This window comes from Paracidovorax wautersii (assembly GCF_031453675.1).
Classification (GTDB): Bacteria; Pseudomonadota; Gammaproteobacteria; order Burkholderiales; family Burkholderiaceae_C; genus Paracidovorax.
The window spans coordinates 285655-311909 of sequence record NZ_JAVIZX010000001.1; the positions used below are offsets into that span (position 1 = coordinate 285655).

Annotated in this window: 25 protein-coding genes and 1 tRNA gene; 6 read left to right on the plus strand and 20 right to left on the minus strand. The window is 66.5% G+C overall.

Features of this window, described 5'->3' with window-relative positions; all coding sequences use genetic code 11:
* Positions 1 to 11: 11 nt before the first annotated feature.
* Positions 12 to 311: a hypothetical protein gene (locus tag QE399_RS01315; RefSeq protein ID WP_309825548.1), complete on the plus strand. Its 300-nt coding sequence runs from the start codon at positions 12 to 14 to the stop codon at positions 309 to 311.
* Between the two features lie 43 nt (positions 312 to 354).
* Here QE399_RS01315 and QE399_RS01320 read toward each other — a convergent pair.
* The 6 genes from QE399_RS01320 to petA form a co-directional block, all read right to left on the minus strand.
* Positions 355 to 430: transfer RNA gene (locus QE399_RS01320), tRNA-Thr, on the minus strand.
* A 52-nt stretch (positions 431 to 482) separates the two neighbouring features.
* Positions 483 to 1028 (minus strand): ClpXP protease specificity-enhancing factor, encoded by a 546-nt coding sequence (locus QE399_RS01325; RefSeq protein WP_309831889.1) that lies wholly within the window; start codon positions 1026 to 1028, stop codon positions 483 to 485.
* Between the two features lie 31 nt (positions 1029 to 1059).
* Entirely contained in the window at positions 1060 to 1671 is a 612-nt protein-coding gene (locus tag QE399_RS01330) for a glutathione S-transferase N-terminal domain-containing protein (protein WP_309825549.1), read from the minus strand.
* A gap of 96 nt (positions 1672 to 1767) precedes the next feature.
* A complete protein-coding gene (locus QE399_RS01335; RefSeq protein ID WP_309825550.1) occupies positions 1768 to 2523 on the minus strand; it encodes a cytochrome c1 in 756 nt (251 codons plus the stop codon).
* Between the two features lie 16 nt (positions 2524 to 2539).
* Positions 2540 to 3958, minus strand: a complete 1419-nt coding sequence (locus QE399_RS01340; RefSeq protein ID WP_309825551.1) for a cytochrome b — start codon at positions 3956 to 3958, stop codon at positions 2540 to 2542.
* Between the two features lie 11 nt (positions 3959 to 3969).
* On the minus strand, positions 3970 to 4569 hold the full coding sequence (gene petA, locus QE399_RS01345; RefSeq protein ID WP_309825552.1) for a ubiquinol-cytochrome c reductase iron-sulfur subunit: 600 nt from the start codon (positions 4567 to 4569) through the stop codon (positions 3970 to 3972).
* 137 nt (positions 4570 to 4706) lie between these two features.
* Between petA and mscL the strand changes: the two genes are divergently transcribed.
* Positions 4707 to 5144 carry a large conductance mechanosensitive channel protein MscL gene (gene mscL / locus QE399_RS01350; RefSeq protein ID WP_309825553.1) on the plus strand — a complete coding sequence of 146 codons (438 nt, stop codon included), beginning with the start codon at positions 4707 to 4709 and terminating at the stop codon, positions 5142 to 5144.
* Positions 5145 to 5186: 42 nt separating this feature from the next.
* Here mscL and pdxA read toward each other — a convergent pair whose 3' ends face one another.
* The 3 genes from pdxA to QE399_RS01365 all read right to left on the minus strand — a co-directional run bounded on the left by pdxA (position 5187) and on the right by QE399_RS01365 (position 8462).
* Entirely contained in the window at positions 5187 to 6227 is a 1041-nt protein-coding gene (pdxA, locus tag QE399_RS01355) for a 4-hydroxythreonine-4-phosphate dehydrogenase PdxA (RefSeq protein ID WP_309825554.1), read from the minus strand.
* 79 nt (positions 6228 to 6306) lie between these two features.
* A complete protein-coding gene (locus tag QE399_RS01360) occupies positions 6307 to 7071 on the minus strand; it encodes a Nif3-like dinuclear metal center hexameric protein (RefSeq protein WP_309825555.1) in 765 nt (254 codons plus the stop codon).
* Positions 7072 to 7130: 59 nt separating this feature from the next.
* A complete protein-coding gene (locus tag QE399_RS01365) occupies positions 7131 to 8462 on the minus strand; it encodes an MFS transporter (protein ID WP_309825556.1) in 1332 nt (443 codons plus the stop codon).
* Positions 8463 to 8762: 300 nt separating this feature from the next.
* On the opposite strand from QE399_RS01365, the gene QE399_RS01370 reads away from it, so the two are divergent.
* Complete coding sequence (locus QE399_RS01370) at positions 8763 to 9917, plus strand: S1C family serine protease (protein ID WP_309825557.1); 1155 nt, start codon at positions 8763 to 8765, stop codon at positions 9915 to 9917.
* A 268-nt stretch (positions 9918 to 10185) separates the two neighbouring features.
* On the opposite strand, the gene tatC is transcribed toward QE399_RS01370, so the two are convergent.
* The 10 genes from tatC to QE399_RS01420 form a co-directional block, all read right to left on the minus strand.
* Positions 10186 to 10974 (minus strand): twin-arginine translocase subunit TatC, encoded by a 789-nt coding sequence (gene tatC / locus QE399_RS01375; protein WP_309825558.1) that lies wholly within the window; start codon positions 10972 to 10974, stop codon positions 10186 to 10188.
* A 60-nt stretch (positions 10975 to 11034) separates the two neighbouring features.
* On the minus strand, positions 11035 to 11505 hold the full coding sequence (tatB, locus tag QE399_RS01380; protein WP_309825559.1) for a Sec-independent protein translocase protein TatB: 471 nt from the start codon (positions 11503 to 11505) through the stop codon (positions 11035 to 11037).
* A 27-nt stretch (positions 11506 to 11532) separates the two neighbouring features.
* Complete coding sequence (gene tatA, locus QE399_RS01385) at positions 11533 to 11778, minus strand: Sec-independent protein translocase subunit TatA (RefSeq protein WP_309825560.1); 246 nt, start codon at positions 11776 to 11778, stop codon at positions 11533 to 11535.
* Between the two features lie 399 nt (positions 11779 to 12177).
* Positions 12178 to 12534: a histidine triad nucleotide-binding protein gene (locus QE399_RS01390; protein WP_309825561.1), complete on the minus strand. Its 357-nt coding sequence runs from the start codon at positions 12532 to 12534 to the stop codon at positions 12178 to 12180.
* Between the two features lie 65 nt (positions 12535 to 12599).
* Positions 12600 to 13625, minus strand: a complete 1026-nt coding sequence (locus QE399_RS01395; RefSeq protein ID WP_309825562.1) for a patatin-like phospholipase family protein — start codon at positions 13623 to 13625, stop codon at positions 12600 to 12602.
* Positions 13618 to 13995: a DUF4870 family protein gene (locus tag QE399_RS01400; RefSeq protein WP_309825563.1), complete on the minus strand. Its 378-nt coding sequence runs from the start codon at positions 13993 to 13995 to the stop codon at positions 13618 to 13620. The genes QE399_RS01395 and QE399_RS01400 overlap by 8 nt, the downstream gene beginning before the upstream one ends.
* Entirely contained in the window at positions 13992 to 14399 is a 408-nt protein-coding gene (locus QE399_RS01405; protein ID WP_309825564.1) for a phosphoribosyl-ATP diphosphatase, read from the minus strand. The genes QE399_RS01400 and QE399_RS01405 overlap by 4 nt, the downstream gene beginning before the upstream one ends.
* Positions 14400 to 14404: 5 nt before the next feature.
* Positions 14405 to 14812 (minus strand): phosphoribosyl-AMP cyclohydrolase, encoded by a 408-nt coding sequence (gene hisI / locus QE399_RS01410; protein ID WP_473093996.1) that lies wholly within the window; start codon positions 14810 to 14812, stop codon positions 14405 to 14407.
* A gap of 98 nt (positions 14813 to 14910) precedes the next feature.
* Positions 14911 to 15690: an imidazole glycerol phosphate synthase subunit HisF gene (gene hisF, locus QE399_RS01415; protein ID WP_309825566.1), complete on the minus strand. Its 780-nt coding sequence runs from the start codon at positions 15688 to 15690 to the stop codon at positions 14911 to 14913.
* 34 nt (positions 15691 to 15724) lie between these two features.
* Complete coding sequence (locus QE399_RS01420; RefSeq protein WP_405043007.1) at positions 15725 to 16594, minus strand: D-hexose-6-phosphate mutarotase; 870 nt, start codon at positions 16592 to 16594, stop codon at positions 15725 to 15727.
* Between the two features lie 139 nt (positions 16595 to 16733).
* Between QE399_RS01420 and QE399_RS01425 the strand changes: the two genes are divergently transcribed.
* Positions 16734 to 18056: a dicarboxylate/amino acid:cation symporter gene (locus tag QE399_RS01425; protein WP_309825567.1), complete on the plus strand. Its 1323-nt coding sequence runs from the start codon at positions 16734 to 16736 to the stop codon at positions 18054 to 18056.
* 86 nt (positions 18057 to 18142) lie between these two features.
* Here the strand turns inward: QE399_RS01425 and galE are convergent, their stop codons facing one another.
* Positions 18143 to 19153 carry a UDP-glucose 4-epimerase GalE gene (gene galE / locus QE399_RS01430; RefSeq protein ID WP_309825568.1) on the minus strand — a complete coding sequence of 337 codons (1011 nt, stop codon included), beginning with the start codon at positions 19151 to 19153 and terminating at the stop codon, positions 18143 to 18145.
* Positions 19154 to 19489: 336 nt separating this feature from the next.
* On the opposite strand from galE, the gene QE399_RS01435 reads away from it, so the two are divergent.
* Both QE399_RS01435 and QE399_RS01440 read left to right on the plus strand, forming a co-directional pair.
* On the plus strand, positions 19490 to 22306 hold the full coding sequence (locus QE399_RS01435; protein WP_405043009.1) for a bifunctional glycoside hydrolase/polysaccharide deacetylase family protein: 2817 nt from the start codon (positions 19490 to 19492) through the stop codon (positions 22304 to 22306).
* Positions 22266 to 26243 (plus strand): tetratricopeptide repeat protein, encoded by a 3978-nt coding sequence (locus QE399_RS01440; RefSeq protein WP_309825569.1) that lies wholly within the window; start codon positions 22266 to 22268, stop codon positions 26241 to 26243. The genes QE399_RS01435 and QE399_RS01440 overlap by 41 nt, the downstream gene beginning before the upstream one ends.
* Positions 26244 to 26255 lie beyond the last annotated feature (12 nt).

Genomic DNA, 26255 nt, shown 5'->3' on the forward strand with positions numbered 1-26255 from the left:
GGCGCCATGTCATGAACCGCCGCCACCACGCCATCACGCTGCAGCAGGCCACGCAGGAATCGCCGACCCTGGCTGTCCTTGCATCGTTGACCCGGGATTCCAGCGATCGCCTCAAGGCGATCGAGCGATTGATTCCGCCGTCGCTGCGGCCCTCGATTCAGGCCGGCCCCATCGAGGGCACGACCTGGTGCCTGCTGGTCAAAAGCAACGCCGCCGCCGCCAAGGTGCGGCAGTTGCTGCCTGCCTTCGAGGCCCACCTGAGAAGCCGGGGCTGGGAGATTAACGCCATTCGTCTGAAAATTCAAACATGAGCCAAGAGGGCCATGCACTCAAGCGAGGGGGCGAGGGAGAAGATGGTGCCGATTGTCGGGATCGAACTGACGACCTTCCGCTTACAAGGCGGGTGCTCTACCAACTGAGCTAAATCGGCGAAGGCAGCATTCTAGCCGCCATTGCGCAACGGGCTGCTTGGCGCAGCCCCCTTACTTGACGCGCTTGAGGGACGGACGGGCACCACCCGACGGGGGTTGCGGGCGCGGTCCGTCTGGTCCCGAGTCCCCGCTCTCGCCCTCCACGGGCACCAATTGCATCACGCGCTCGGAGGCGGACGACGCTTCCACCTCCCCGACTTCGGCGTCGGCCTTGGCGTCAGACACCGCAGCCGGCGACAACTCCTCAACCACGGCTCCATCATCGAGCACGCGCTCCGCCGGAGGCGGGAAAGCCATGCCCTGCCCATTCTCCCGCGCATAGATGGCGATGACGTGGCTGACAGGCACCATGATGTCCCGCGGCTTGCCGCCGAAACGCGCCTTGAACTCGATGAAGTCATTGCCAAGCTGCAGAGCGCTGGTCGCGTCATAGCTGACATTGAGGACAATTTCACCGTCCTTGACGTATTCGCGCGGCACTTGCACGGAACCGTCCACGCGCACCGCCACGTATGGGGTGAAACCATTGTCGGTGCACCACTCGTACAAGGCCCGGATGAGGTAGGGGCGCGTGGAGGTGGAGTCCTGGGCGTTCATCATGCAGATCGGGAGAGAGGGGGAAGGATCATTACTTGCGCATGACCTTCTCGGAGGGCGTGAGCGCTTCGATGTAGGCCGGGCGAGAGAAGATGCGCTCGGCGTACTTCAGCAGCGGTGCAGCGTTCTTGCTGAGGTCGATGCCGTAGTAGTCCAGGCGCCAGAGCAGGGGCGCGATGGCGACGTCCAGCATGGAGAAGTTATCGCCCAGCATGTACTTGTTCTTCAGGAACACGGGCGCCAGCTGCGTCAGGCGGTCACGGATATGCGAACGGGCCTTTTCCAGGGCCTTTTCGTTGCCCTTGGCAGCGCGCGACTCCAGCATGTTCACGTGAACGAACAGTTCCTTCTCGAAGTTGAGCAGGAACAGGCGCACACGGGCGCGGTCCACTGGGTCACCGGGCATCAGCTGGGGGTGGGGAAAGCGCTCGTCGATGTACTCGTTGATGATGTTCGACTCGTACAGGATCAGGTCCCGCTCCACCAGGATGGGCACCTGGCCGTAAGGGTTCATCACGCTGATGTCTTCGGGCTTGTTGTACAGGTCCACATCGCGGATCTCGAAGTCCATGCCCTTTTCGAACAGGACGAAGCGGCAGCGATGGGAGAAGGGGCAAGTCGTACCCGAATAAAGCACCATCATGGTGGGAGGCTCCTAAAAATCAAAAGAGTGGGCGCTGTCGCGCCCACTCTGTACAAGCTGAACCGCGCCTTGCGGCGCGGCAGAGAAGTCTAGCGGTTACTTGACGTCTTTCCAGAAGGCCGCATTCAGCCTCCAGGCAATGACAGTAAAGATGCCGAGGAAAATCAGCACCCAGACGCCTACGCGAACCCGCGTATTTTGCGCCGGCTCGCCCATCCACTGCAGGTAATTGACGAGATCACCCACAGCCTGGTCATATTGCAAGGGCGTCATGGTACCAGCCGAGACTTGTTCCCACCCTTTGAAGACCTGCGTCTTGTGGCCGTGGCTCTCGTGCTCTTCGAACACCGGGCGGCGATCGCCCTGCAGTTGCCACAGGGCGTGCGGCATGCCGACGCTAGGGAAGGCGAGGTTGTTCCAGCCCGTGGCCTTGGTGTCGTCGCGGTAGAAAGTCCGCAGGAAGGTGTACAGGTAATCCGATCCTGTGCCACCGTGGCCGGCGCGCGAACGCGCGATCACGGACAGGTCGGGCGGGTTGCCGCCGAACCACTCCTTGGCTTGGCGCGGGTCGATGGCGGCCTTCATGGTCTCGCCCACCTTGTCCGTCGTGAACAGCAGGTTGTCCTTGATCTGCTGCTCGGTCAGCCCGATGTCCTGCAGACGGTTGAACCGCATGGACGATGCCGAGTGGCAGCTCAGGCAGTAGTTGACGAACAGCTTGGCGCCATTCTGCAGCGATGCCGTGTCGGTCACCTTGCCGGGCGCCTTGTCCCAGGCGATGCCGCCCTCCGCTGCATGTGCACCTGCAGCGACTGTCAGCGCAGCCACCAACGTGAGGATGATCTTCTTCATTGTTGTTCTCTCCAGCTCAATGCGCAGCAAAGGTCACACGATCGGGCACCGGCTTGGGCGTGCCGAGGCGGCTCCACCACGGCATCAGCAGGAAGAAACCGAAATAGAACAGCGTTCCCACCTGCGACACGCGCTCACCGATCGGCGAGGGTGGCTGCACCCCGAGATAAGCCAGCACCACGAAGTTGACGACAAATATGCCGTACAGGTACTTGTGCCAGCTCGGGCGGTAGCGGATGGACTTCACCGGGCTCATGTCGAGCCAAGGCAGGAAGAACAGAATGATGACTGCGCCACCCATCACCACCACACCCCAGAACTTGGCGTCGATGGAGAGCATCAGGGCAATGGCCACCACCGCAGCGAGAACCACCGCGCCCTTGATGAAGGCCGGCAGCTTGCCTTTGACGACGCCCAGGCCGGCCGCCAACACCACGCAGGCGATCAGTGCGTACATCATTTCGCTGGTGATGGCACGCAGCATGGAATAGAACGGCGTGAAGTACCACACGGGGGCGATGTGGGCGGGCGTCTTCAGCGGATCGGCGGGAATGAAGTTGTTGTACTCCAGGAAGTAGCCGCCGAACTCTGGCGCGAAGAACACCACGGCCGAGAAGATGAACAGGAACACGCACACGCCGAAGATGTCGTGCACGGTGTAGTACGGGTGGAAGGGGATGCCGTCCAGCGGATGGCCGTGTTCGTCCTTGGGCGCATTCGGGCCTTTGATCTCGATGCCGTCAGGGTTGTTGGAACCCACGTCGTGCAGCGCCAGCAAGTGGGCGACCACCAGGCCCAGCAGCACCAGCGGCACGGCGATCACGTGGAAGCTGAAGAAGCGGTTCAGCGTGGCGTCGCCCACCACGTAGTCACCGCGGATCAGCAGGGCCAGATCAGGACCGACGAAGGGGATGGCCGCGAACAGGTTCACGATCACTTGCGCGCCCCAGTACGACATCTGGCCCCAGGGCAGCAGGTAGCCCATGAAGGCCTCGGCCATGAGCGCCAGGAAGATCGCGCAACCGAAGATCCAGACCAGCTCGCGCGGCTTGCGGTAGGAGCCGTAAAGCAGCCCGCGGAACATGTGCAGATACACCACCACGAAGAACGCCGAAGCCCCCGTGGAGTGCATGTAGCGGATCAGCCAGCCCCAGGGCACGTCGCGCATGATGTACTCGACGGACTCGAACGCCTTGGCGGCGTCGGGCTTGTAGTGCATCACGAGGAAGATGCCGGTGACGATCTGGATCACCAGCACCAGGAGGGCCAGCGAGCCGAAGATGTACCAGAAGTTGAAGTTCTTCGGAGCGTAGTACTCCGACATGTGCACGCGGTAGGCGTCGAAGGCCGTGGGGAAGCGGTTCTCGAACCAGTTGGTGACCTTGGCGCCGGTGGAGGCGTTGGGGGAGATGTCCTTGAATTCGCGGTATGCCATGTGCGTCTCCCTCAGGCCTTCTTGTCTTCACCGATCAGGAGCTTGGTGTCCGACAGGTACATGTGGGGTGGCACCTCGAGGTTGTCGGGCGCGGGCTTGTTCTTGAAGACGCGGCCGGCCATGTCGAACGTGGAGCCATGGCAGGGGCACAGGAAGCCGCCCTTCCAGTCGTCGGGCAGCGAGGGTTGCGCACCCGGCACGAACTTGTCGGAGGGCGAGCACCCCAGGTGGGAGCAGATGCCGACGGCCACCAGGATCTCGGGTTTGATCGAACGGGCCTCGTTGCGGGCGTATTCGGGCGTCAGCTCGCTGGGCTTGCGCTCGGATTTCGGGTCGGCCAGTTGGCCATCGAGCCCCGGCAGCCCTGCCAGTTGCTCGGGCGTGCGTTTGACGATCCACACCGGCTTGCCACGCCACTCCACCGTGATCTTCTCGCCCGGCTTCAAAGCAGAGATGTCCACCTCGACCGCGGCGCCCGCGGCTTTCGCCTTCTCGGAAGGCTGGAAAGTGCTCACAAAGGGAACGGCCGTCGCCACGCCGCCCACCGCACCAGCGCATCCGGACGCGATCAGCCACGTCCGCTTGCTGGAGTCGATTGGAGTTTCGCTCATGGGGTCCTCGATCTACTTGGGTATTGGGGAGGTTAACAACAAATTGTAGCGGCACCAATATGGTTATTGCATTCCCAAAAGCGTCCTTAAGCTAGGCAATACTTCAGTGTTTTCATCTATATCAAAAGGAGTGGGAAATGGGCATTGCAAAGGAGTTCAGGGAGTTTGCGGTCAAGGGGAATGTGATAGATCTGGCCGTGGGCGTGATCATTGGCGGGGCCTTCGGGAAGATCGTGGATTCCGTCGTCAACGACCTGATCATGCCGGTGGTCGGCCTGGTATTCGGCAGACTCGATTTCACCAACCTGTTTCTGGTTTTAGGCACCGTGCCGGCGGGTGTGCCCAACACGCTCGATGCATTGCGCAAAGCCGGCGTTCCGGTATTGGCCTATGGCAGTTTCATTACCGTCGCCGTGAATTTCGCCATTCTCGCTTTCATCATTTTCATGATGGTCAAGCAAATCAACCGGCTCAAGCGCGAAGCACCGCCCGCCCCTCCCGCGGCACCGGCTCCGACGCCCGAAGACATCGTGTTGCTGCGCGAGATTCGCGACAGCCTCGCGCGCCGCGGCTGACGACCGCATGAACGACGGCCCGCGCGATGCGGGCCCGCCGTTTCAGCCGCGTACCAGACGACGCGCTTCTCGGACGGCCTCGACGAGGCTGCCGGCGTCCGCGATGCCCTGGCCGGCAATGTCGAACGCCGTGCCGTGGTCCGGGCTGGTACGCACCAGCGGCAGCCCCAGGGTCACGTTCACGCCCTTGTCCACGCCCAGGTACTTCACCGGAATCAGTCCTTGGTCGTGGTACATCGCCAGTACCACGTCAAACTCCCCAGCGCGCTGCGGCGTGTGGCGCGCCCGCATGAAGATGGTGTCCGGCGCGAAGGGGCCCACCGCGTCGATGCCTTCGGCGCGGGCGTCGGCGATCGCGGGCGCGATGGCGTCCAGTTCCTCGCGGCCGAAAAGGCCGCCCTCCCCCGCATGCGGATTGAGCCCGGCCACGCCGATGCGCGGCGTACGGCCCAGGCTGCGCGCCAGCGCCGTGTGGGTGATGCGCAGCGTGCGCAGCACATTCTCGCGCGTCACCGCATCCAGCGCCTGCCGCAGGGACACATGGATGCTGACCAGCACCGTGCGCAGCTCGTCGTTGGCCAGCATCATCCGAACGGGCATCTTCTGCAGGGGTACGCCGTGGTGGCGCGCGGCCTCCGCCTGCAGCAGTTCGGTGTGGCCGGGATAGTCCACGCCGGCTGCGAACAACGCCTCCTTGTGCAACGGCGCGGTGACCAACGCGGCGATCTCGCCGCGCAACGCCGCGCGCGCAGCCCAGACCACGCACTCCGCAGCGGCCCTGCCAGCCTCGGCGCTGACCTGTCCGTAAGGCAGCGGCCCCGGCAGGCCGGGCAAAGGCAGAACGGGCAGACAGCGCGGTGGCAACCCGGCCACCTCGGACGCCGAGGCGATGACCGCCACCGGCAGGCTGGTGTCGCCCGCCGCCGAGATGCACTGCGCGGCCCGGCGCAGGGTGGCTGGCTCTCCGGCGACGAAGCAGCCGCGGAGGTCCTGCGGCGCGTCGCGGAACGCCCGGGCGACGATCTCGGGCCCGATACCGGCCGGGTCGCCGGGGGTGATGGCGATGGGAAGCTCAGCGGTCATATCCTGGCATTCATGATCAAAATGGCCTGTAGCGCTTGATGGACAGGCGCATACAGCTATCAATTGATGAGCATTCCGATCAGGCCGGGTTGTCGATGTCGATGAACACGTGCTCCAGCCCCAGTTCGGCCGCCACATGGGAGGCCAGGGCCGGCGCGCCGTAGCGCTCGGTGGCGTGGTGGCCGGCAGCGATGAAGGCGACACCGGTCTCGCGCGCCAGATGGGCCTGGGGTTCGGAGATCTCGCCGGTGATGAAGGCATCCGCACCGGCAGCGACGGCGGACTCGAAGTAGCCTTGGGCGCCGCCGGTGCACCAGGCCACGCGGCGGATCGGGCGGGCCGTGCCGTCCGTCGCATGCGCCACCACGGTCACGCTGCGGCCCAGCGCCTGTTGCACATGGTCGGCCAGGGCTTGCGGGCCATCGAAGGTGGCGGGCGCCGCAAAGCCCAGGTCCTGCTCGCCGAACCGGCGGTCGGCCTGCAGGCCGAGCACGCGGCCCAGCTGGGCGTTGTTGCCCCACTCGGCATGCGCATCCAGGGGCAGGTGGTAGGCGAAGAGGTTGATGTCATTCGCCAGCAGCAGGCGCAGGCGCTGCTTCATCCAGCCGGTGACGCGGCCGTCCTGCCCGCGCCAGAACAGGCCGTGGTGAACGAAGACGGCGTCCGCGCGGTGGTCGATGGCGGCTTCGATCAGCGCCCGGCTGGCGGTGACGCCGCTGACGATGCGCTCGATGCGCGGTTTGCCCTCGACCTGCAGCCCGTTGGGGCCGTAGTCCTTGAAGCGCTCGGGCTGCAGCAGGCCGTCGAAGCGGGCCTGCAGATCTTCTCGGGTGATGCTGCTCATGGGCCCGATTGTCTCAGCCCCGCGCCCGGGCAGAGCCCGCAGCACTGCGGGCTCTGCGGTCAGGCGCGCCGGGCGGATCCCGTCGGCTGCCAGCCGCGGGAGGCCAGGGGCCAGAAGCCGATCAGAAAGCCCAGCACGCCCATGGCCGCCACGTAGTGGGCGGGCGCCATGACGTCGTACTTCTGCCAGACGCTGATCAGGATGGGCGTCATGCCACCGAACACGGCGTAGGCCATGTTGTACGAGAACGAAAGGCCGGAGAAGCGCACTTCCGGCGGGAAGGCGCGCACCCCCACGATGGGCAGCATGGAGATGGTGCCGACGAAGAAGCCGACCAGCGCGTACGTCCAAACCAGCGACTCGGGCGTGCCGGGCAGGCCCATGTAGAAGATGTACGAGGTGATCGCCAGGCCGCCCCAGCCCACCAGCATGACGGCCTTGGTGCCGAACCGGTCGGAGGCCCAGCCCGTCAGCGCGCAACCGATGGTCAGCGTGAGCGTGGCGCCCACGTTGGCCTTGAGCGCCAGCGCCGCGGGGATCTGGAACACCGTCTGCAGGTACACCGGCGTGAAGAGGATGACCACCACGATGGCGGTGGACAGCACCCACGTCATCAGCGCCACCAGGGCGATCGACGGACGGTGCTCGCGCAGGATGGTCTTCACCGGCAGTTCGCGGGCGATCTTCTTGCGCTCGGCCATCTCCTGGAAGATCGGCGTTTCTTCCAGGAAGCGGCGCAGGTACACCGACACCAGGCCGAACACGCCGCCCAGGATGAACGGAATGCGCCAGGCCCAGTCGTTGATCTCCGCCGGCGTGTACCAGGTGTTCAGGCCCACCGCGATCAGCGAGCCGAGGAGGATGCCGCCGGTGATGCCTGCCGTCAGCGTGCCCACGGCAAAGCCGTAATGGCGTTGCGGCACGTGTTCGGCCACGAAGACCCAGGCGCCCGGCATCTCGCCGCCGATGGCCGCGCCCTGCAGGATGCGCATGGCCAGCAGCAGCAGCGGTGCGGCGATGCCGATGACGGCATAGGTCGGCAGCAGGCCGATCACCAGCGTGGGCACGGACATCAGGAAGATGGACAGCGTGAACATCTTCTTGCGGCCCAGCTTGTCGCCGTAGTGGGCGATGATGATCCCGCCCAGGGGGCGTGCCAGGTAGCCGGCGGCGAAGATGCCCAGCGTCTGCAGCTGGCGCAGCCAGTCGGGCATGTCGACGGGGAAGAACAGCGCGCCCAGGATCTTCGCGAAGAAAACGAAGACGACGAAGTCGTAGAACTCCAGCGTGCCGCCCAGGGCCGACAGGCCCAGCGTCTGGTAGTCGCGGCGGTTCAAGGGGCGATGGAGGGCAGCGTCCGACAGAGGGGACGCCGAGGTCACAGTGGTCATGGTGCTTTTTTCGAAAACTCGACAGGACAACTGCACGCCGCGCAAGGCACCGGTGGCGTGCCATGGGCAGTCCGACGTTCAGCAGGCAGTCCGGGGTGGGGGCTTGGAGCGAGCGGCCTGGGCAGGTGGGCCAGGGCGCGGCGAACGGGAAGCGGTTACAGTCCGCCACATTCTAGGGGTTTCCACCCAGCATCACTGACCCTGCACTGACAACCTCGCTTGCTGCAGGGCCGCGCATCCTGTAACAGGGAGCGCCAGTCGGGCGACAATGCAGGTTTTGCAAGGATCGGCCTCCATCCCATGAAGCGCTTCTGGCTGCTGTTCTCCCAAACCGTGACGGTGCTCGTCGCGGCCTACTTTGTGGTTGCCACCCTCCAGCCCGACTGGATCCGGGGCGGTGCGACGCGCAGCAGCGCGGGCATCTCGCTGATCGAGGCGCCCGCCAGCCCGGTGCCCCAGCCCGCGGCGGGCAGCTTCAGCGCCGCAGCGCGCAAGGCGGCGCCGGCGGTGGTCAGCATCAACACCAGCAAGGCCGTGCGCCACCCGCGCAGCAACGATCCGTGGTTCCAGTTCTTCTTCGGCGACCAGGGCACGCAGGCGCAGACCGGCCTGGGTAGCGGCGTCATCATCAGCCCCGACGGCTACATCCTCACCAACAACCACGTGGTGGAAGGCGCGGACGAGATCGAGGTGACGCTGACCGACAGCCGCCGCGCCCGCGCCAGCGTGATCGGCACCGACCCGGACACCGACCTGGCCATCCTCAAGGTCGACCTCGACAAGCTGCCGGTGATCGTCCTGGGCAATTCCGACCAGCTCGCCGTGGGCGACCAGGTGCTGGCGATCGGCAACCCGTTCGGCGTGGGCCAGACCGTCACCAGCGGCATCGTGTCCGCGCTCGGCCGCAGCCAGCTGGGCATCAACACCTTCGAGAACTTCATTCAGACCGATGCCGCCATCAACCCCGGCAACTCCGGCGGCGCGCTGGTGGACGTGAACGGCAATCTCATGGGCATCAACACCGCCATCTACTCGCGCTCGGGCGGCAGCATGGGCATCGGCTTCGCCATTCCCGTGTCCACGGCCAAGCTGGTGCTCGACGGCATTGTCAAGGACGGGCAGGTCACGCGCGGCTGGATCGGCGTGGAGCCGAACGAGCTGTCTCCCGAGCTGGCTGAGACCTTCGGCGTGAAGGCGTCCGAAGGCGTGATCATCACCGGTGTGCTGCAGGACGGCCCGGCCGCCCAAGCGGGCGTGCGGCCCGGCGACGTCATCGTGTCGGTGGACGACAAGCCGACCCAGAACGTGTCCGCCCTGCTGACGGCGGTGGCTGCCCTCAAGCCGGGCACGCCGGCCTCCTTCCAGCTGCGCCGCGGCGATGCGGCGCTGGAGGTCAGCGTGGTGCCCGGCACGCGTCCGCGTCCCCAGCAGCAGCGGATGCCGCAGCGGCGCTGAGAGGGCCGATGACCGCCGGGGCGCCCACGCGCTGAGCGCGCCCCGAGCGGCATGGCTGCGCAGGTTTGTGCACGCCTTGCCCGCAGCCGTTCAGGATCGATAGCGCGGGGCCATGGGCTACGTCAACAGACCCAGACCATCGCTATCAAAAAAAGAGCTGTCAGCGCAGATAATACCTGCGTTGGCAGCTCTTTTCATATTTGCGGCCTGCCCGGGAAGGGGCCGAGGCGAACACGGTGGATAGCGCCACCGCAAGGGGCCCGGTGGTTCAGGTGGTCGGTTCCTGCACGTCTTCCGGCGCCTTCGTGTGGCGGATGAACAGCTGGGCGGCCCAGATGCCCAGCTCGTACAGCAGGCACATGGGGATGGCCAGGGCCAGCTGCGATACCACGTCCGGCGGCGTGACCACGGCGGCGATCACGAAGGCGATCACGATGAAGTAGCCGCGGAAGCTCTTGAGCTTGGCCACGTCCACGATGCCCATGCGCGCCAGCACGACGACGACGACGGGCACCTCGAAGGCCAGTCCGAAGGCAAGGAACATCGTCAGCACGAAGCTCAGGTACGCCTCGATATCCGGCGCGGCGGTGATGCTCTTGGGCGCGAAGCTCTGGATGAAGCTGAATACCTGGCCGAAGACGAAGAAATAGCAGAACGCCACGCCGATGAAGAACAGCAAGGTGCTGGACACCACCAGAGGCAGCACCAGCTTCTTCTCGTGCGAGTACAGCCCCGGTGCCACGAACGCCCATACCTGGTAGAGCACAACGGGCAACGCCACCAGGAAGGCCGACATCAGCAGAATCTTCAGGGGCACCATGAAGGGCGAGATCACCGAGGTGGCGATCAGCGTGGCTCCCTTGGGCAGGTGGGCCACCAGCGGCGCCGCCAGCAGATCGTAGAGCGCGCCCGGGCCGGGGTACAGGAACAGCAGGCCGGCGGCGATGCCGACAGCGATCAGCGCCTTGACCAGACGGTCGCGGAGCTCCATGAGGTGCTGCACGAACGGCTGCTCGGTACCGGCCAATTCGTCTTCAGGGTGGGGAGTTTCTGACATGGGGGGTTGCGGGCGCTGCGCCCGCCTAGGCCTGCGCGGCCCGGACGCGCCGCGCGGCGTTCAATGGAATTTCTGCGGCCGGAAACGGGCCACGCGTGCGGCGCCCGACTGCGCCTTGGTGCGCACGCCCGAGCGGGCTTTGTACCACTGTGGGGTGGCTCCCCGCTTGAGCCGCCAGTTCTTGCCCGGATGCCGGTAGGCCGGCACGACCGTGCTCTCTCCAGCGCCCACCGAAGAATGCGTGGAGGAGTGGCCGATGGACGTGTCCCAATCCTTCTGGAAATCGGACGCCGCCGTGTGCATGGACTGCTCGACGTCGCGGGCCGCGCCCTCGACGGAGTCCTTCATCTTGCGCAACTCGTCCAGCTCCATCGAGCGGTTGACCTCGGCCTTCACGTCGGTCACGTAGCGCTGCGCCTTGCCCAGCAGGGTCCCGACGGTACGGGCCACGCGGGGCAGCTTCTCGGGCCCGATGACGATCAGCGCCACCGCGCCGATCAGCGCCATCTTGGACAGGCCAATATCAATCATGGAACAGGCTCAAGGTGCGGAAGGCGATCAGCTCTTTTGCTTGGCTTCGACGTCGATGGTGGTCTTGTCGGCAGCCGCCTGGTTGGCCACCTGCCCTGCGGGAGGCGTGGGCGTGGCCGTCGTATCGGCGGCCGAGCCGTCCTTCATGCCGTCCTTGAAGCCCTTGACGGCACCGCCCAGGTCGGAGCCCATGTTCTTGAGCTTCTTGGTGCCGAACACCATCACGACGATCAGCAGAACGATCAGCCAGTGCCAAATGGAAAACGAACCCATGGAAAATCTCCTAACGAATACAGAACATTCTAGACCCCGGACATGACGGCCGGACATATCCCTAGCAACATCGCGGCTGCGCTGTCACAGCCGGTTGCGGCCCGGCCCTGGCGCCGAGGCCTAAGAACGTGTTTACGATCTCGCAGGGGTCGCGTTGGAGCGCAATCGGAATGAGTGGACGCTTCGGATGCGCCGCATGGGCTCATGCCCATGCAAGCATTCGAGGCGTTCAATCGCCCGATTTCGCTCCAACCCTTCGGGCAGTGGCGTTTGCGGGCGGTCTGCGGCGTTGCGGCGCTTGCCAATAGCCGAGCTATTGGCAGCGCACCGCGCCTTGCATCCCCTCCCGCAAACGCCGCTGCGTGACCCCTGCGAGATCGTAAACACGTTCTAAGGCGCTCAGCCCTTCAGCCAGGGACGGGGGCCGCCCATCACATGCAGGTGCAGGTGATGGACTTCCTGGCCGCCCTCGGTGCCGGTGTTCACCACGATGCGGTAGCCGCCATCGGGATAGGGATTGCAGCCCTGCTCCAGCGCCAGGCGCGGGGCGAGCACCATCATCTTGCCCAGCAGTGCGGCGTGCACTTCGGTCACGCCGGCCATGGAATGCACATGGGCCTTGGGCACCATCAGGAAGTGCACCGGGGCTGCCGGGTGGATGTCGTGGAACGCGAAAACGTCCTCGTCCTCATAGACCTTCTTGGAGGGAATCTGGCCGCGGACGATCTTGCAGAAGAGGCAATCGGGGTCGTGCATGGGGCGGTGGAGTGAATGCAGGAAACGACGAGACATGAAAGCGCCGTGCAGGGCGTGCGGCGCTTTCAGGGATTGTCGGCGATGTTGACGCTGGGACGCACGCCGACGTCGGCGCGATGCTTGTGCAGCCATTGCTGGCCGGCCTCCCGGCCCAGGGCGAACAGCTGGCGCACGAAGGGCAGATCGGCGCGCGTCTTACTCGCCGCGCCAAAGCCGGCCAGCACGGCACCGCCATCTATGCGGTGCATGCGCACGCTCTTGTAGCGTTGGGCATCGAGCTTGCCCTCGGCCAGCAGCCGGCGCACGAATTCGATGGCACGCATCTCGGCCAGCAGGCTGGCATTGAAGGTGACCTCGTTCATGCGCTCCATGATCTCGGACGCGTTGTCGGGCACGGTCGGGTGCTCGATGGGGTTGATCTGCACCAGCAGCACGTCGGCACAGTCGGTCTTGTAGATCAGCGGGTGCAGGGCCGGATTGCCGGAATAGCCGCCGTCCCAGTAGTGCTCGCCCTCGATCTCGACCGCCTTGAACAGCAGCGGCAGACACGCCGAGGCCATGACCGCGTCGGCACTCAGGCGCTTGCCCGAGAAGATCTCGCCACGCCCCGTGCGCACGTTGGTGGCGCACACGAACACCTTGGGGCCCCGGGAGGCGGACAGCCCGTCGAAATCGACCTCGCGCTCCAGCAGCCGGCGCAGCGGATTGATGCCCAGCGGATTGGTCTGGTAGGGCGAGAGCCACTGCGACATCATGCCCAGCAGCGGGTTGGCGCCGGGCAGGGGCACGCCCCACATCAGGCTGCCCAGCGTGCCCACGCCCTCCCACAGGCGCGTCAGCGTGGCGCGGGCCAGTTCGCACCCGGCGACATGGGCCGCCTCGGCATCGGCGTGGTGCTGCTGGGCGGCCTGGGCAAACCCGTGCGCCAGCGCCACGGCGTTCATGGCCCCCGCGCTGGTGCCGCTGATGCCGTCGAAGCGGAAGCGGCCGTCTTCCAGCAGCGCGTCCAGCACGCCCCAGGTCAGCGCGCCATGCGAGCCGCCTCCCTGCAGCGCCAGGTTGAGCCGCTGCACGTCGTGGGGTTCAGGCATGGATCGCCCGGCCGTTGCTCATGGCCAGCATGCCGCGCAGGATGCGGTAGAGGAACCACAGCGAGATCAGCACCCAGGCGATCCAGCCGGGGATCAGGAACAGCAGCCACAGCGGCGCAGTGACCAGATAGAGCACGCCGGCCCACAGCACCGAACGGATGCGCCAGGAGAAGTGCGATTCCTGCCAGGTGCCACGGGCGTCGTCGCGCTTGACCAGGTCGAGGATCAGGGCGATCAACAGCAGCACGATGCTGGGCTGGGCGCTGGGCAGCACCGCGGCCACGGCCACGATCAGGTGCAGCACATAGCTCACCCAGCCGATGGTGCGCAGCGATTCGTTGGGTTCCACGTCGATGATGTCGTTGCTCATGCGGTTTTCCCTTCTTCGGTGGCCCGGTCGGCGGCTTTGCGCAGCGATTTTTCCTCGATGCCGCTGGTGCCCTCGCGGCGCTCCAGTTCGGCCACCACATCGGCCGGCGACAGGCCGTAGTGCGCCAGCGCGATCATGGAGTGGAACCACAGGTCGGCCACCTCGTAGACGATCTTGCCGGCGTCGCCGCCATGGTCGGCGTCCTTGGCGGCCAGGACCACTTCGGTGGCCTCTTCGCCGATCTTCTTGAGGAAAGCATCCGGCCCCTTGTGCAGCAGGCGCGCGACGTAGCTTTTCTCGGGGTCGCCCCCGTGGGCGGGCTTGCGGCCCTCGATCACGGTGGCCAGGCGCGCCAGGGCACCTTCCAGGGAGGCGTTGCGGGGGGTATCGGCGGCTGCGCTCATGGAGGTCACTTGTAGATGGATTCGGGGTCTTTCAAGACCGGGTCGACGGCCTGCCAGGCGCCGTCCTTCAGCACGCTGAAGAAGCAGCTGTGGCGGCCGGTGTGGCAGGCGATGCCGGGCTCGTGGCCTTGCTGCGTCACCTTGAGCAGCACGACGTCGTTGTCGCAGTCCAGCCGGATCTCGTGCACGGTCTGCACGTGGCCGGACTCCTCGCCCTTGAACCACAGCTTGCCGCGCGAGCGGCTGAAGTACACCGCGCGGCCCAGCTCGGCCGTCTTCTGCAGGGCCTCGCGGTCCATCCAGGCGAACATCAGCACATCGCCGGAGCCCTGCTCCTGCGCAATGGCGGGCACCAGGCCCTGGGCATCCCACTTCACTTCGTCGAGCCAGTTCATCGGAGCATTGTCTTTCATTTGCTGCAGCGCAGCATTACTCATTTTTTAATAGCATGGTGCGCTTATTCCATAAGCGCTAGATGCCTATTTCATTCAAAGGACGCCCTGGGATCCGCTCAGCGGCGCACCGGAATGCCGCGCTCGGCCATGCGGTCCTTGGCCTGGCCGACCGTGAACTCGCCGTAATGGAAGATGCTGGCGGCGAGCACCGCATCGGCGCCGCCCTGCTGCACGCCGTCGGCCAGATGCTCCAGGTTGCCGACGCCGCCGGAGGCGATCACCGGCACGCTGACCGCGTCGCTCACGGCCCGCGTCAGCTGCAGGTCGAAGCCGGACTTGGTGCCATCGCGGTCCATGCTGGTCAGCAGGATCTCACCCGCGCCGCGGCGCGCCATCTCGCTGGCCCACTGCACGGCGTCCAGGCCCGTGTTCTTGCGCCCGCCGTGGCTGTACACGTCCCAGCCTTCGCCCCGCGCCGCCACGTCGGCGCCCTGGCGGCGCTTGGCGTCGATGGCCACGACGATGCACTGGGCGCCGTACTTGTCCGATGCTGCATTGATCACATCGGGGTTGGCCAGCGCGGCGGAATTGAAGCTGGTCTTGTCCGCGCCGGCGTTGAGCAGGCGGCGCACATCCTCGACGGTGCGCACACCTCCGCCGACGGTCAGGGGAATGAACACCTGGCTGGCGACGGCCTCGATGATGGGCAGGATCAGGTCACGTCCGTCGCTGGTGGCCGTGATGTCCAGAAAGGTCAGCTCGTCGGCGCCCTGCGCGTTGTAGCGCGCGGCGATCTCGACCGGGTCGCCCGCATCGCGCAGTTCGACGAAATTGACCCCTTTCACCACGCGACCGCCGGTCACGTCGAGGCAGGGAATGATGCGCTTGGCCAGCATGGGAGACGCTCCAGAAGAGAGAAAAGACGGGAAATCAGAGAACCTGCAGCTGCTGCCAGCCCGACCACCGGGCGCCGGGCGCCATGGGCACGGGCTCGTCGATGCAGGCGGCTTCGACGCACAGCATCTGCCGGTAGCCGTCGGCGGGCATGTCCGGCAACGCCGCGCAAAGGGTGGCGCCGGGGTTCCAGACCACCGTATTACCCCACTCCGGGCTCTGGGCGATCGACAGCCGGCCGCCGCCGGCCTGGTGCAGTTGCAGGGGAGCCGGCGCGGCGGCAAAGACGCTGTCGTATTCGCCGGCGAAGGTGACCGGCCCGTGCTGCACATCGCGCACATCGGCCACGGTGTCCCAGCGGGCCTGGCCGTCCAGGCCGTCGAGGCGGGTGCCGCCGATGTCGTCCACGTGCAGATAACCGTGCAGTGCGGCGGTGAAGTCCCATGTGGTGGGACCTGGGTTGTGCACGGACAGCTCCAGCCGCAGGGTGCCGGCGCCGAGCGTGACCGCCAGCCGCGCGGCAAAGGCATGTTCGGGCCACCAGCGCCGGGTCGCCTCGCTGTCTTCCAGCAGCAGGCGCAGCGTGGCGCCCTGCTCTCCCTCCTCACCGCCCTCCAGCCGCCACGGCAGGTTGCGCGCGAAGCCATGCTTGGGCAGCGGCCCGCGCTGGTTGAACTGCGGAAAGCACACCGGCACGCCACCGCGCACGGCGCTGTGCCCGTCGAACAGGCTGCGCGGGCTGAGGAAGAACCGCTCGGCACCATCGGCCGTGGTCCAGGACAGCACCTGGGCACCTTGCTCGGCCACGATCACCGTGTCTCCGGTGGGCAAGGCCATCTGCCAAGCGGGCTGGCCGTGGAACGGAATGGAGCGCACGGAAGGCGGCAAGGACAGGGGATCGGGCATGCGGCCATTGTAAAAGCCCGTTGCAATACCGATTGAGGGCCGTCAAGGGGAGGAACCCGTCTTGCAGGACAATCGCCCCCTTTCCTCTTCCGGCGGGGGAGCCCCGCTCGCGGCGGACGGCCCCGCCAACTGTCTCTCTATGTTGCTTCGCAAAAGAAAACTGCCGCCGACGCTCGGCATCCTGGTCGCCATGGTGCTGGGCATCGTGATCGGCCACCTCATCCACGCCAATGTGCTGGAGCCCCAGGAAACGGCGCGCATCGCAGGCTACATCTCCATCGCTTCCGACGTGTTCCTGCGCCTCATCAAGATGCTGATCGCGCCGCTGGTCTTCTCCACCCTGGTGGTGGGCATCGCCCACATGGGGGATGCTTCCTCCGTCGGACGCGTGTTCCTGAAGGCCATGGGCTGGTTTCTGACGGCCTCGCTGATCTCGCTGTTGCTGGGCCTGGTGCTGGCCAACCTGCTGCAGCCCGGCGCCAGCCTCAACCTGCCGCTGCCGGACGTCGGCCAGTCGGCGCAGCTGGCGACGTCGAAGTTCACCCTGAAGGACTTCGTCAACCACCTCGTGCCGCGGTCCTTCGTCGAGGCCATGGCCAACAACGAGATCCTGCAGATCGTGGTGTTCTCGATGTTCTTCGGCATCGCCCTCGCGGCGCTGGGCGACAAGGCCCACACCCTGGTACGGGGCATCGAGGAGTTGTCGCACGTGATGCTCAAGATCACGGGCTATGTGATGAAGTTCGCGCCGGTGGCCGTGCTGGCCGCCATGGCCGCCACCGTGGCCGTCAACGGCCTGGGCATTTTGCTGAAGTTCGCCGTGTTCATGGGCGAGTTCTACCTGGCGCTGTTCGTGCTATGGGGAGTGCTCATCCTGGCGGGCTACGTGGCGCTGCGGCGCCGCGTCTTCAAGCTGCTCAAGGAAATCAAGGAGGCCTTCCTGCTGTCGTTCGCCACGGCCAGTTCCGAGGCCGCCTATCCCAAGCTGCTCGACGCGCTGGACCGTTTCGGCGTCAAGCGCCGCATTTCCAGCTTCGTGATGCCCATGGGCTACTCGTTCAACCTCGACGGATCGATGATCTATTGCACGTTCGCCACGCTGTTCATCGCGCAGGCCTACGGCATCCATCTGCCGCTGGAAACGCAGATCACCATGCTGCTGATCCTGATGCTCACGTCCAAGGGCATGGCCGGCGTGCCGCGCGCGTCGCTGGTGGTGATTGCCGCCACGCTGAACCACTTCGACATACCCGAAGCCGGCCTGCTGCTGATCCTCGGGGTGGACACCTTCCTGGACATGGGGCGCTCTGCCACCAATGCCGTGGGCAACTCGATCGCCGCCGCCGTGGTGGCCAAGTGGGAGGATGCCCTGCTCTCGGAAGAAGACGCGGCCGTGCACGCCGCCACGCTGGACACCCAGCCCGATCCCGTACCCGCCTCCGCGAACAGCCACGCCGGCTGACGCGCTCCGCACGGGCAGGCCACGGCCCTGCCCGTCACGGCAGGCTCGCGCCGGTGCCGTAGCGGCGGGCGGCCGGACTCTGTGGATCAGGCCAGCGTGCGGGCCGTTCCGTCCTGCCAACGCCAGGCGTCCTGGCACATGCGGTCCAGATCGAGCCGTGCGCGCCAGCTCAGCAGTTGCTCGGCCAGCGCCGGATCGGCCCAGCACTGGGCGACATCGCCCGGGCGGCGCGCCACGATCTTGTAGGGCACGGGCCGGCCGCTCGCACGCTCAAAGCCGCGCACCATCTCCAGCACCGACACGGGGCGGCCGGTGCCCAGGTTGACGGTGAGCAGGCCCGGGTTCTCGCGCAGGTAGCGCAGCGCAGCCACATGGCCATCCGCCAGATCGCAGACATGGATGTAGTCGCGCACGCCCGTACCGTCGGGCGTGGGATAGTCGTCGCCATAGACGCTGAGCGACTCGCGCAGGCCCACGGCCACCTGCGCCACGTAGGGCAGCAGGTTGTTGGGCACGTCCTGCGGGTCCTCGCCGATCAGGCCGCTCTCATGCGCCCCCACGGGGTTGAAGTAGCGCAGTCGCGCAATGCGCCACTGCCCCGGCTCGGCGTGGTCCACATCGGCCAGCACCTGCTCCATCATCAGCTTGGTCCAGCCATAGGGGTTGGTGGCCGACAGCGGGAAATCCTCCTGGATCGGCAGCGTGGCAGGCTCGCCGTACACCGTGGCGGATGAGGAAAACACCAGCGTGCGCACGCCGGCCGACTGCATGGCCCGCAGCAGCGTCACCGTACCGGCCACATTGTTGTCGTAGTAACGCAGGGGTTCGCGCACCGACTCGCCCACCGCCTTCAAGGCCGCGAAGTGGATGACGCCTTCGATGGCGTGCTCCTTAAGCACACGCTCGACCAGCGCGCCGTCTCGCACATCGCCCTCGATCCACTGCGGCGCCTTCCCGGTGATGCGCTCCAAACGCTCGAGCACCGAACGGCGGCTGTTGCAGAAGTTGTCCAGGATGAGATAAGGGATCTGCGCTTCGGCCAGTGCCACGCAGGTGTGCGAGCCGATGAAGCCTGCGCCGCCTGTTACAAGAATCACGGTATGTCCTTTTCAAGTCAGAGCCGCCGAGTTGCTCGGCCAAGTCGACGGGGATTGTCACCGTTCCGCCACCGGCAAAAGCATGCCGAATGGCGGAATCCACCTACACTTAGCTGTAACGGCATGCTTCATCATGTACCGTGAACAGATACAATAAAAACAATCGAAGTTTTTGGCCTTATTGTTTTTATCTATAGGCCGACTCCGAGACGTATCTCCCCCTGGCAGGTCCCCTGTTCCGCACGGAACGCCGCCACCCGCCAGCTTCGCGCCCACGACACATCCGCACCGACGGCGCAGTCCGGCCGGCAACCTTCATCTAGCGTCGAATTTGCTGTGACACGTTTGCTGAATCTTCTGCTGCTGTGCCTGGGTTTGTGTCTTGCGATGGGTGCGCGCGCCGAGCCGGCAGTGGCGCTGCATTACGGCGCCCAAGCCCCGCTGGCCGATCTGAAGGTGTTCGACATCGCGGTCATCGAACCGGGCCACGGGCAGGACCCGGTGCGCTACCGCAACACGACGGGCAGCGAGCTTTACGCCTACGTATCCGTCGCCGAGGTGCAATCGTCCCGCCCCTACTACCCCGACATTCCGGCCGCATGGAGACTTGCGCGCAATGGTGCCTGGGACTCGGAGGTGATCGATCAGACGCCTGCGCAGTGGCCGGAATTCTTCGCCACGCGGGTGATCGCCCCGCTGTGGCAGCAGGGCTACCGCGGATTCTTCCTCGACACCATGGACTCGTATCGCCTCGCGAACCAGTTCGACGAGGCGGCGCAGCAGGCGGGGCTGGTGCGTGTGATCGAGACGCTGCACAGCCGCTTCCCAGGCATCCAGCTCATCCAGAACCGGGGCTTCGAGATCGTGGAACGCGTGCGCGACAAGATCCGCATGGTCGCGGCCGAGTCGCTGTACAAGGGTTGGAATGCCGGCGCGCGCCGCTATGAAGACGTTCCTCCCGCCGATCGGGAATGGCTGCTGGGCCAGTTGCGCACCGTGCGCGAGCGCTACCAGCTGCCGGTGCTGGCCATCGACTACGTGCCGCCGCATGACCGGGAACTGGCACGCCAGACGGCGCAGCGCATCAAGGAACTGGGTTTCATTCCCTGGGTGACCGACAGCGCCATGCACACCATGGGCGTCGGCGGCGTCGAGCTGGTAGCCCGGCGGGTGCTCTTCATGTACGACAGCGGCGAGTCGCCGGCGCTCAACTACGCCAACGCCCACCGCTTCCTGCAGATGCCGCTGAACCACATGGGCTATGTGGTGGACTATGCCGACGTGCGCAAGCCGCTGCCCGAAGGCGTGCTGCGCGACCGGTATGCCGGCGTGGTCACGTGGTTTTCCGGCTTCGTCCCCGAAGCCCACAGCCGCCGCCTGAGCCAGTGGCTGCAGGCGCGCATGGCCGAGGGCATGCCGCTGGCCATGATCGGCGACTTCGGCATGCAGCCCGACAAGGCCTTCGCGGACCGCCTGGGCATCCAGACCAATGCACCGCTGCACCAGGGAGATCTGCGCACCGTCGCCCAGCACGCCATGATGGGCTTCGAAATCGCGCCTGCGCGCCCGGAGCGGCAGTTCGAGCCTGTCCGGCTGACGGCTGCGCAGCAGCGCACCGCAGAGCCGCTGGTCGAGTTCCGCGACCAGCGCGGCCAGTCGTTCGTGGCAGGAGCCCTCACGCCCTGGGGAGGTTTCATCCTCGACCCGTACGCCCTGGTGGAGATTCCCGGCACCGAATACGCCCGCTGGGTGATCGACCCATTCGCCTTCATTTCCCGGGCACTGTCGCTCCCCCCCCTGCCGGTGCCGGACGTCACGACCGAAAACGGCCGCCGCCTGTTCTTCTCGCATGTCGACGGAGATGGTTTCCCATCGCTGGCCGAGCTGCCCGGCAGCCCCATTGCCGCCGAGGTGCTGCTCAAGGAGATCTTCGAGAAGTACAAGGTGCCCCAGACCATGTCGGTGATCGAGGCCGAGGTCGCACCTCACGGGCTGCACCCGGAGATGAGCAAGCAACTGGAGGACATCGCGCGCCGCATGTTCCGTCTGCCGCACGTGGAAGTCGCGAGCCACACCTATTCCCACCCGTTCCTGTGGGACCAGAGCGTCAAGCACGGCCTGTTCAAGGACAACGCAGAAGCGGCCGTCAACCTGAGCCTGCCCGGCTACACGATGGACCTGACGCGCGAGATCGTGGGCTCCAGCAACTACATCAATCAGCGCCTGGCGCCCCAGGGCAAGCCGGTAAAGATCCTGCTCTGGTCCGGCGACACGGCCCCCAACGCCGAGGCGCTGGAGATCACCGACAAGGCCGGGCTGCTCAACATGAACGGCGGCGACACGTCCATCACCCGGGCCAACCCTTCACTCACCGCGGTCGGCGCGCACGGCATCTACAAGAACGGCCATTTGCAGGTCTACGCCCCCATCACCAACGAGAACATCTACACCAACCTCTGGCGTGGCCCGTACTACGGCTTCGAGCGCGTGATCGAGAGCTTCGAGATGACCGACAAGCCGCGCCGCATCAAGCCGGTGGACATCTACTATCACGTGTACTCGGCCAGCAAGCGCGCCGGGCTCAATGCCCTGCACAAGGTGTACCGCTGGGCGATGGCCCAGCCGCTGCACCCCGTGTACGCGTCGGACTTCATCCGCAAGGTGCACGACTTCCACAGCTTCGCGATCGCCCGCGACGGCCAGGGCTGGCGCCTGCGCGGCGATGGCGCGCTGCGCACGGTGCGGCTGCCGGCCGACCTGGGCGCTCCGTCGCTCGCCGCCAGCCAGGGCGTGGCCGGCTTCCGCGATGGTGTCGAAGGCCGCTACGTCCATCTGACGGGCACCTCGGCCTGGCTCCAGACGGCAGGTGCCAGTGGCAATGCACCCGCTGGATTGCCGCGCCCCTACCTACGCGACGCGAACGCCCGCCTGGAGAGCTGGAAGCCCCAGGCCGATGGACGTGAGGTGGATTTTTCCCTCAAGGGCTTTGCAGCGCCGCTGCAGTTCAGCCTGGCCGGCGCCGAGGGCTGCCAGATCACCACAGCCAACAACCGCCCGCTGGCGCCGAGCAAGGCGTCGTCCACGGCCACCGCTCCACAGTTCGAAATCCAAGATGCTGCTGCGCAAATCCGCATCCGCTGCGCTGCCCGCTGAACGGCCCATTCTGGCGCCTGCGTGGCTGATCATGCTGCTGGCCGGCATGGTCGGCGGCGGGCTGTGGCTGCTCTATCCGCGTCAGGATCTGGAGCGGCGTCTGGCCGACACCACCGATTCCGCCCTGTCCGTGGCGTACCTGCACAACCTGCTGCGCAGCGATCCGGACAACCCGCAGCTGCGCCTGCTGCTCGCCCAGCGCCAAATCGCCCAGGGGGACATCCTGGATGCCCGGACCACGCTGCAGCCCGCACTCGATTCGCCCGACCCGGTGCTGCACCGCGATGCGCTGTGGGCCTTGTGGCAGCTGTCGTACACCGAGTGGCTGCAAACGCCCGAGACCGATGCCGTGCGGCGCGGTGCCATGCGCGAAGAGCTGCGCCAGCAGCTCCGCGCCCTGTCCAGGGAGCAGTGGCCTGCACAGCGCCAGGTGGAACTGGCCCGCCTGGCGGCCCAGCTGGACGAACCCGTCCTGGGGATCGACATCAACCGCCGACTGGCCGAAGCGGAACCCGATCCGCGCAAGGCCGCGCAGCTGTACGAGCGCGCCGCCAAGGAAGCCCTGGCCCAGTCCGACTACGAAAGCTGCGCCGCGCTCTATATGTTGGCCCGCAAGACCACGCCGGACCCGCAGCAGGCCAAGGCGTACTACACCGCCGGCGTGACCGCGCTGCAATCGGGCAACCAACCCGTGGCCGCGCTGGAGCTGGCCGAACGCGAGCTGGGCCCGCTGGCCAACGACCCGCAGATCCTCTTCATGCTCACCAACCTCGCCCGCGCGGCCGGCCGGCCGGCGGCGGCGGACCGCTTCGTGCGAAAGCTGCTGCAGCTGTCGCTGCTGCGGCAGTACGGATGGGAGGGCGAGACATTGGCCAGGGCTCCATCGCCAGCGCAACCGCTGTTGCGGCCCGTCGCCTGGCGCCCGGCTGCAGAGACGGCGGCGCCCGCCTACGACGACGGCGCCCATTACCTCCAGCCCCCTCGCTTGCAGGACGCGCATGCCGAAAGCATGGCCGGATCAGGCGAAACGGCCGAATGGCAAAAGCTACCGGTGCAGCAGAAGGCGGTCCCGGATGCCTCCCGCGTTCTGCAGCCGGGCCTGCCCTACGACGAGAAAATCTACAGCCTGGCCTACGAGGTGTTCCTGGAGAACGGAAAGCAGGACGATGCATGGCAGATCGCCAGTGCCGCGGTGCGCCAGCAGCCGGACAACCTGGTCTGGCGCGAACGGCTCGCCCGGGTGTCCGACTGGACCCAGCGGCCTGCAGAGGCGCTGGAACAATGGCTGTACCTGGCGCGCAAGACGCAGCGCGACGACGCCTGGCAGGCCGTTCTGCGCATCGCTCCCGGTCAGTTCGATGACCCCGCACTCGTACAGGCCCTGCGCTACCAGTTGCAGCGGCGCCCGGACGATCCGCGGCTCGTGCGCGAGCTGGTGGCTACCTACGAGCGCATCGGCGAACCGCAACCGGCCATCGACTACCTGCAGCGGCATTCCCGCAGCCCCGAAAGCATCCAGCTGCTGGCCCAGTTGGCGGAGCGTGCCGGGCAGCCCGATGTGGCCCTGGCCGCCTGGCGCCGGCTGCTCTCGGACCCTGCTCAAATCACCCCCACCCGCGCCATGCAGGCGGCCGTGCTCGCGCTCACCCACGGCCAGCCCGATGAAGGGCTGCGCTGGCTGGAGGCCGCCCGGCGGCAACCGCCCACGCTGCAGGAGGCATCTGAATACTGGCGCCTGATGGGCCAGCTGGCGGAGAGCCGGCGCAACGACGAGCTGGCGATAGAGGCCTACCGCAAGCTGGCGGAGAACGACGGCGCCGACATCTCCGACTACGACGCGCTGATCCGCCTGCTGCTGCAGGACCAGCCCCTGGAAGCCGCGCGGCTGTCCGAAAAGGCATGGCTCCTGTTCGATGAGCCACGCCACCTCGTACAGGCGCTCACGCTCTACAGCGGTCGCAACCGGTGGGGCGATATCGAGGCACTGCTCAAGCGCCTCGACCCGGACCCGGCCGCCAAGCGCCACGGGCTCGCCCGGGTGCAGCGCAATGCCGAGTTCCTGCGCCTCGTCGGCCTGTACCACCAGAACGCCGGGCGCGTCGCCCAGGCACGGCGCTATTTCGAGGCTGGCCTGCAGCTCAGTCCCGACTCTCCCGCCATGCGGCAGGCCCTGCTCTGGCTTTTCATCGACGGCAACGATGCGGTCTCGCTGCGCACGCTGCTGGCCTCGCGCGAGCAGGAATGGTCTCGCGACCCGGAGCTGCACGACTCGCTGGCAGCCGCCTACCAGGCCCTCTCGCTGCCCCAGACAGCGCTGGACCGGTACCTGACCCCGCGCGTGAAGGGCCACGAGGACGACTTCCTGTGGCTGATGAACTATGCCGACGCGCTGGATCAGAACCAGCAGGTCGACCGCTCCTGGCGGCTGCGTCGCCACCTGCTGGCGCGGGAATGGGGCAATGTGCGCGGCGGTACCCAAGCGGCCGCCACGCGCATGACATCCCAAGAAGCCCGCCAACGCTGGCTGACGGAAGACGGGCTCGACCAGACGCGCCGCATCGCCCGCACCCGGCTGGTGCTCACGCAGCGGCCGGGCGACGCGGCGCTGGACGTGCTGCGCGAACTGCTGCGCCTGGACAGGGACGCGCAGAACGGGCTGTCCAATGCCGCGGCGGAGACCGCCATCGGCTGGCTCCAGGACGCCGGCGAATATACGGCGGAGCGCGGCTTCCTGTGGCACCAGTACGCCCGCAGCCGGAGCCTGCGCAGCAACCGCCCCCTGTGGGCCGACATCACCGTGGCGCTGGCCGAAGACGACAAGGCCGCCACAGGCCAGTTGCTGGAAGCTTTCGACGAACGACTGCCCCGCTACGACCGCGTGAACGCCGCGCGCGCCGTGGACGACCTGCGCCTGGCCCAGACCGCCGCCTTCGACGCCCAGCACCACCAGCACGACGACCAGCCCCTGCACCTGCAGCTGGAGGAAAGCCTGCTGGCCTTCAGCGACCATGCCGGCACGCAGCTCACACGCCAGGACCTGGGCGGCATGCGCGAGTCCGCAGCCGAGGCGGTGCTGCACATCGCGATGACGCCGCGCCTGTCGCTGGACCTGGACTTCGCCAGCATCCGCCGCAATGCCACGAGCGAAACGGTGGTGTTCGAGCCGCCCAGCGAGCGGGGTCTGGAGGCCGTCCTGCGCTGGCGCCATCCGGACGGCGAAACGCTGCTGCGCGCCGGGCACCGCGAAAGCTTCAAGACCTATACGCCGCTGCAGATCGAGCATGAGCAGCGCATCGACAACCGGCTCACGCTGCGGATGGATCTGGGCATGGAACTGCAGAGCCAGGACAGCCTGGCCCTCCGCATTGCCGGCATGAAGGACCGGGCCGGGGCCAGTCTGCGCTACCAGGCCACGCGCCAGGACCAGGTCGTCGCCATGCTCTGGGCAGAGCGCTACCGCCTGCAGACCGGCACGGAGGTGGGCAGCGGCCGGCACGGCTCGCTCAGCTACACCCACAGCTATCGCGTGGAGGCACCGAGTCTGGAGTTCGGTGCGTTCTGGTCCACCCACGACTTCTCGCAGCGCGACCTTTCCACCCTGTCACCGCAGGACCAGGAGTTCCGCCGCTACCTGCCACCGTCGATCACCGAGGTCGGTCCCGACTACTTCGTGCCGCAGAGCTTCAGCTTCTATGGCCTGCAGGTTTCCACCAACATGCGCTACGAGCAGGAATACACCCGCGCGCTGCGGCCGTTCGCCTCGTTGAGCCGGACCTGGCACAGCCGGCTCGGCCCGGGCTACGGCCTGCGGATGGGCGTGGCAGGCTCCCTGCTGGGCGCGGACCATGTGCGCCTGAGCTGGGGCCTGGGCAAGTCCGGCCTGCAGACCGAGGGCCTGACGCGCGACCTGCAATTCAGCTACCGACTTCACTTCTAGAGAGAGGACCCA